We start from the raw sequence: 6034 nt of genomic DNA, 5'->3' as shown, positions 1-6034 counted from the left end.
CAAACCACGGCTATATCTACGTGCGGGCGGAATATCCCCTGGCAATCCAGCGGCTGCAGAAAGCTATTCAGCAGGCTAAGAAATATGGTCTCCTAGGCAGCCAGATCTTTGACTCTGCCTTTGACTTTAAGATCGACATTCGCATTGGAGCTGGAGCCTTTGTCTGCGGTGAAGAAACGGCGCTGATCCATTCCATTGAAGGAGCCAGGGGCAATCCGCGCCCGCGCCCACCCTATCCGGCAGAGTCGGGGCTATGGCACTGTCCAACCCTGATTAACAATGTGGAAACCTTAGCCAATATCAGTGCGATCATTAAAGGCGGCGCAGATTGGTATGCCGGCATTGGGACAGAAACCAGTAAGGGCACCAAGATCTTTGCCCTCACCGGCAAAATCCGCAATAACGGCTTGATTGAGGTGCCCATGGGCATCACGCTGCGGGAGATTGTGGAAGAGATGGGCGGTGGGGTACCCGATGGCATGGTGAAGGCCGTGCAAACGGGTGGCCCATCCGGCGGCTGTATTCCAGCCACGCTGCTCGATACCCCAGTGGACTACGATTCTCTGATGAAGGTCGGCTCAATGATGGGGTCGGGGGGGATGGTGGTCATGGATCACGAAACTAGCATGGTGGAGGTAGCCCGGTTTTATATGGAATTTTGTCGGGGGGAAACCTGTGGCAAATGTGTTCCCTGTCGCACCGGTACGGTACAACTCTATGCATTGCTGAATAAGCTCGTCAATCGCCAAGCCACCCAGGCCGATCTAGATACGATGGAGGCCTTGTGCTACATGGTGAAAGAGACCAGCCTCTGCGGGCTAGGGATGACAGCTCCTAACCCTGTGCTTAGTACGCTGCGCTATTTCAAGGAAGAATATGATGCTCTCTTGCAAACACCAGCCTATTTGAACGGGCATTCGGTACAGTCCGATGCGATCGCCTCCTCTGTATCCCCTTAATTCCCAGAGATGACCATGAGCGCCAGTTGCCAGTGAGGAACATCCATGTCTGTAAAAACATTAACCATTGACGGAACAGCGATCGCCATTGAAGAAGGCGCAACGATTCTGCAGGCTGCCAAGGAGGCAGGGGTGCCCATTCCCACCCTCTGTCATCTAGAGGGCGTATCGGATGTGGGAGCTTGTCGCCTTTGTCTTGTCGAAGTGAAGGGCATCAATAAGTTACTGCCTGCCTGTGTCACGGAAGTGGCGGAGGGAATGGATATTCAAACCAATACGGAAAAACTCCAGACCTATCGCCGCATGACCGTGGAGCTGCTGTTTGCCGAAGGCAACCATGTATGCTCGGTCTGTGTTGCCAATAACAACTGTGAATTGCAGGATGTGGCGGTGCAGGTGGGCATGGATCACTCCCGGTTTACCTATCGCTTTCCTGATCGCGGCGTTGATATTTCCCACAAACAGTTTGGTATTGACCACAACCGCTGTATCCTCTGTACGCGCTGCGTCCGGGTCTGCGATGAAGTGGAAGGAGCCCATGTATGGGATGTGGCCCAGCGGGGCGCGGCTTGCTACATTGTGTCGGGGTTAAATCAACCCTGGGGCGAGGTAGATGCCTGTACCTCCTGCGGTAAATGTGTTGATGCCTGCCCCACGGGAGCCATTTTCCGCAAGGGCGATACCACGGCAGAAAAGATAGGCGATCGCGCTAAGTTAGAGTTTTTGGTGACTGCACGGGAGCAACAAAAATGGACAAGATAAAATTTGCCACAGTTTGGCTGGCGGGCTGTTCTGGCTGCCATATGTCATTTCTCGATCTTGACGAATGGCTCATTGATCTAGCTGCCGCCGTTGATGTGGTATTTAGCCCCGTGGGCTGTGATCTCAAAACCTATCCTGATGGAGTGGATGTCTGCCTGGTGGAAGGAGCGATCGCCAACCAGGAGAACCTAGAGCTAATCTACGACGTGCGGCGTAAAACTAAACTGCTGATTTCCTTTGGCGACTGCGCTGTGACGGCTAACGTACCTGCCATGCGCAATATGCTGGGGAGTTCTAGTGCTGTCCTCAAGCGGGCCTATCTGGAACTAGGCGACGTGACGCCCCAATTACCCGATGAACCGGGGATTGTGCCGGAATTACTCGACCGAGTTGTTCCAGTCCATGAGGTAGTGCCGGTGGATATCTTTATGCCCGGCTGCCCCCCCTCTGCCGATCGCATTCGGGCGACCCTAGAACCGTTGCTGAAGGGCGAGATGCCGGTGATGGAAGGGCGATCGATGATTAAGTTTGGCTAGGACTGCGATATCGAAGCGATGCGTCGATTACGTCGATCGCGTACAAAGAGATTGGGAGAGAAAGAATGTCCAAAACAGTTGTCATTGATCCGGTCACTCGCATTGAGGGCCATGCCAAGATATCTATTTTCCTTAACGATGCGGGGGAAGTAGATGACGCTCGGTTTCACGTGGTGGAATATAGAGGCTTTGAAAAATTCTGTGAGGGACGACCCTTTACAGAAATGGCCGGCATTACGGCGCGCATCTGCGGCATCTGTCCTGTCAGCCACCTACTGGCCGCTGCCAAAACCGGCGATAAGATCCTAGCCGTGAAAATTCCCGTGGCGGCGGAAAAGCTGCGGCGGATGATGAACCTAGCTCAGATCACCCAGTCCCATGCCCTATCGTTCTTCCACCTCAGCAGTCCTGATTTTCTGCTGGGTTGGGATAGCGACCCAGCTAAGCGCAATGTCTTTGGTCTGATTGCTGCCGACCCAGATCTAGCGCGGGCCGGTATTCGTCTGCGTCAGTTTGGGCAAACGATTATCGAACTGCTGGGGGCACGCAAAATCCATGCCGCTTGGGCGGTACCCGGCGGGGTGCGATCGCCCCTATCGGAAGAGGGACGTACCTGGATTCGCGATCGCCTCCCAGAATCCTTTGAAACAATCACCACCGCGCTGAACCTCTTCAAAACCTTGATCGATCAGCAACTGAAGGATGAGATCGGCATTTTTGGCGAATTTCCCTCCTTATTTATGGGACTGGTCGGCGAAGATGGTAAGTGGGATCACTACGGTGGTCATCTACGCTTTGTCGATAGCAACGGCTCCGTGATTGCCGATGGTCTCAGCGAAGACGACTACGCTAGCTTCCTTGGTGAAGCGGTGGAAAAATGGTCGTACCTGAAATTCCCCTATTACAAACCCTTGGGCTATCCCGCCGGCATCTATCGAGTGGGGCCCCTGGCACGGCTCAACGTCTGCCGCTACATCGGCACCCCTAAAGCCGATCAGGAACTGAAAGAATTCCGCGATCGCGCCGGTGGCGTACCTACCTCGTCGTTCCTCTACCACTATGCTCGCCTGATTGAAATCCTAGCCTGTTTGGAACATATCCAAGATCTCGTCAACGATCCTGATATTGTCTCCACCCGTGTTCGTGCCGAGGGTGGGGTGAATGAACTGGAAGCGATCGGCGTCAGCGAAGCTCCCCGAGGTACTCTATTCCACCACTATAAGGTCGATGAACATGGTCTAATTCAAAAGGTGAATCTGATTATTGCCACCGGGCAAAATAACTTAGCTATGAATAAAACCGTGGCGCAAATTGCCAAACACTATATTCATAACTCAGATATTCCCGAAGGATTCCTCAACCGTGTGGAAGCCGGCATCCGCTGCTTCGATCCCTGTCTATCTTGCTCCACCCACGCTGCCGGACAGATGCCCCTCCATGTGCAGCTTCTGGGCTCCGATGGTCACGTGATTCAGGAGGTGTTTCGCGATTAGATAATGTTCATGTCATGTTCTATGATCGAACGGCAGCTCCTAGGAGACAGCGAGGTGAATGATGACCAAGGAAAACTTATTTCTCTGCATGGGATCCGCCTGTCACCAGCTAGGGGTCTATGAAGTTTTACCCAAGCTGCAGTCCTTAATCCAAACCCATGAGCTTGAAAGCGTTGTCGAACTCAAAGGATCCTTCTGCCTAGAAACCTGTAGCCATGGCATTGTCATGAAGCTGGGCGATCGCTGCTTTTTAGACATTAGCCCTCAAAACGTAGAAACCATCTTCACCCAAGATATTCTGCCGGAAATTCAGGAAACCCTGGCGCGATCGCCCTAGGTCTCATATCTTTCCTAACCTGCGGGTTGGGTTAAGTGCTGCCAACCAAAGACGCTGACTCAATTGATGACGTACCATTCCTCAAAATTATCCACCAGAGACTATCATGTCTGACCCCCATTCCAATCATCTCTGGCGACTGCTGTGGGACTATGATCCCAACGGTTTAATTGTGGTGGACGCCAATTTCTACGTCAAACTGGTGAACCCTGCTTTCTGCACCATGTTCCAGGTGAATGGCGACGACATCATCGGACAGCCTGCCTCTACTATCCTAGATAGCATGGACGATTTTCAGCAAGCCTGGGACAAGGATATGGTTGTACGTCAGACTCGGGAATATCCTTCCTATAATCTATTTGTGAAGCAGGTGGTTTTTTCGATTGAGGAAGAAGGGGTGATCGCCTGCATTATGGTAGATTTCAGCCACGAACTAAGCCAGCGGCACGAGTTGCAAAAGCTGAAGCGAGATACGATTCGCAAAGTTAATGAAGTCGTTGATCATCAAATGAAGGTGGTGCAGGAAATTGCTGGATTACTGGGAGAAACCACAGCGGAAACGAAGGTGAGCCTGCTGAAAATTATTCAGATGCTGGAAAAAGAGGTTCTTTAGGGGCGATCGCACAATAGGATAGGGCATGACCGTTGATAACGTCCTCGATATCTATCCCTTCAGCCTGAACAAAAAAGGTGAAGAGCTATGTGGCGACAAGGTAAAGTTTCTAAAAACCGATAAAGCCGCCACGATTGTGCTGTCTGATGGACTAGGGAGCGGTGTCAAGGCCAATATTCTCGCCACCCTGACGACGGAAATCCTGCTGACCATGCTGACGGCGGAGGTGCCCCTAGAAGAGGTACTGAAAACCATCATTGCCACCTTACCCATCTGTCAAGTAAGAAATATTGCCTACTCAACCTTTACCATCATCCAGGTTAACTGCGAGACCAACAGCTTTACCGTCATCAACTTTGATAATCCTGCCGTCATCTATATTCGCAACGGACAGCGCATGGAACTCCAAACCCACATGGAGGAAATCCTAGGGCGCAAAATTTCCTTATCTGAGGGCACCCTAGAGCGAGGTGATTTTTTGGGAGCCATCAGTGACGGCGTGCTTTATGCCGGTATGGGCGTAGCGCTCAACTTTGGCTGGGGTTGGGATAATATCACCACTCATATTGAACAGGTGCTAGACCAAAAGCCGCGCACCGCCCGCACCATTGTCCACGACGTCATTGAAAAAACCTACTCTCTTTATCAAGGGGAAATCGGCGATGATGCATCCTTTGTCGGCATCTATGTCCGTCGTCGTAATCCCCTGATGATCTTCACCGGCCCACCCTTGGATGAAGAGCGCGATGAAGACTACGTTAACCGCTTGCTTAGCTTTGAGGGACGCAAGGTGATTTGTGGTGGCACCACCGGCAATATCGTCGCTACCTATTTGGGTGAAACCATCGACATGGACTTATCTACCATTCGTAAAGAGCTACCGCCCATTGGTCTTCTCAGCTGTATTGATTTGGTCACAGAAGGCATTTTGACTCTTTCCAAAGCCACTGAATATATCAAAGCCTGTCACTGTGACATCACTCGACTCAAGTTTGACAATAACGGAGCCTATTTATTAGCGCAGGAAATTTTGCAAGCGGATTCTATTCTATTCTTGGTAGGACAACAAATTAATGAATTCTATCAAAACCCACTCTTGCCTAAAAATATTTCTATTCGTCGTAGTTTAATTGAAGACTTGGTGCAATTTCTGCGCCAGCATCAAAAGGAAGTTTCTATTGACTATTGCTAAGTGGGAGGATGTAACGATTAGCAAGCATTTTGACGTCGCTTAAGGCTCTGATTCTTGACAAGACGGGGGTTGAGCTTCGTCGAAACCCAGCATCTCCATTGTATTGAGTCCACCTACTTCTGGAGCGATCGCCCCTTGGATC

At 51.3% G+C, this 6034-nt stretch carries 7 protein-coding genes; all 7 read left to right on the top strand.

Annotation, left to right across the window (positions count from 1 at the left end):
• On the top strand, positions 1-959 hold a 959-nt coding region (locus tag V6D20_02510; protein HEY9814665.1), incomplete at its 5' end, for an NADH-ubiquinone oxidoreductase-F iron-sulfur binding region domain-containing protein.
• A 45-nt stretch (positions 960-1004) separates the two neighbouring features.
• On the top strand, positions 1005-1721 hold the full coding sequence (gene hoxU, locus V6D20_02505; protein HEY9814664.1) for a bidirectional hydrogenase complex protein HoxU: 717 nt from the start codon (positions 1005-1007) through the stop codon (positions 1719-1721).
• Positions 1709-2257: a hypothetical protein gene (locus V6D20_02500; GenBank protein ID HEY9814663.1), complete on the top strand. Its 549-nt coding sequence runs from the start codon at positions 1709-1711 to the stop codon at positions 2255-2257. Before hoxU ends, V6D20_02500 begins: the two co-directional genes overlap by 13 nt.
• A 65-nt stretch (positions 2258-2322) precedes the next feature.
• Positions 2323-3750: a Ni/Fe hydrogenase subunit alpha gene (locus V6D20_02495; GenBank protein ID HEY9814662.1), complete on the top strand. Its 1428-nt coding sequence runs from the start codon at positions 2323-2325 to the stop codon at positions 3748-3750.
• A 58-nt stretch (positions 3751-3808) separates the two neighbouring features.
• On the top strand, positions 3809-4087 hold the full coding sequence (locus V6D20_02490; protein HEY9814661.1) for a (2Fe-2S) ferredoxin domain-containing protein: 279 nt from the start codon (positions 3809-3811) through the stop codon (positions 4085-4087).
• Between the two features lie 106 nt (positions 4088-4193).
• Complete coding sequence (locus tag V6D20_02485; protein ID HEY9814660.1) at positions 4194-4700, top strand: PAS domain-containing protein; 507 nt, start codon at positions 4194-4196, stop codon at positions 4698-4700.
• A 25-nt stretch (positions 4701-4725) separates the two neighbouring features.
• Positions 4726-5892, top strand: coding sequence for a SpoIIE family protein phosphatase (locus V6D20_02480; protein ID HEY9814659.1), 1167 nt, complete (start codon positions 4726-4728; stop codon positions 5890-5892).
• Positions 5893-6034 lie beyond the last annotated feature (142 nt).

Source organism: Candidatus Obscuribacterales bacterium, from assembly GCA_036703605.1.
In the GTDB taxonomy this organism is placed as follows: domain Bacteria; phylum Cyanobacteriota; class Cyanobacteriia; order RECH01; family RECH01; genus RECH01.
This window is presented reverse-complemented; position numbering and strand designations above follow the sequence as displayed.

Coding starts and splice junctions, on each gene's coding strand:
- V6D20_02495 (HEY9814662.1), top strand. CDS start 2,323: ATGTCCAAAACAGTTGTCATTGATCCGGTCACTCGCATTGAGGGCCAT.
- V6D20_02485 (HEY9814660.1), top strand. CDS start 4,194: ATGTCTGACCCCCATTCCAATCATCTCTGGCGACTGCTGTGGGACTAT.
- V6D20_02500 (HEY9814663.1), top strand. CDS start 1,709: ATGGACAAGATAAAATTTGCCACAGTTTGGCTGGCGGGCTGTTCTGGC.
- V6D20_02480 (HEY9814659.1), top strand. CDS start 4,726: ATGACCGTTGATAACGTCCTCGATATCTATCCCTTCAGCCTGAACAAA.
- hoxU (HEY9814664.1), top strand. CDS start 1,005: ATGTCTGTAAAAACATTAACCATTGACGGAACAGCGATCGCCATTGAA.
- V6D20_02490 (HEY9814661.1), top strand. CDS start 3,809: ATGATGACCAAGGAAAACTTATTTCTCTGCATGGGATCCGCCTGTCAC.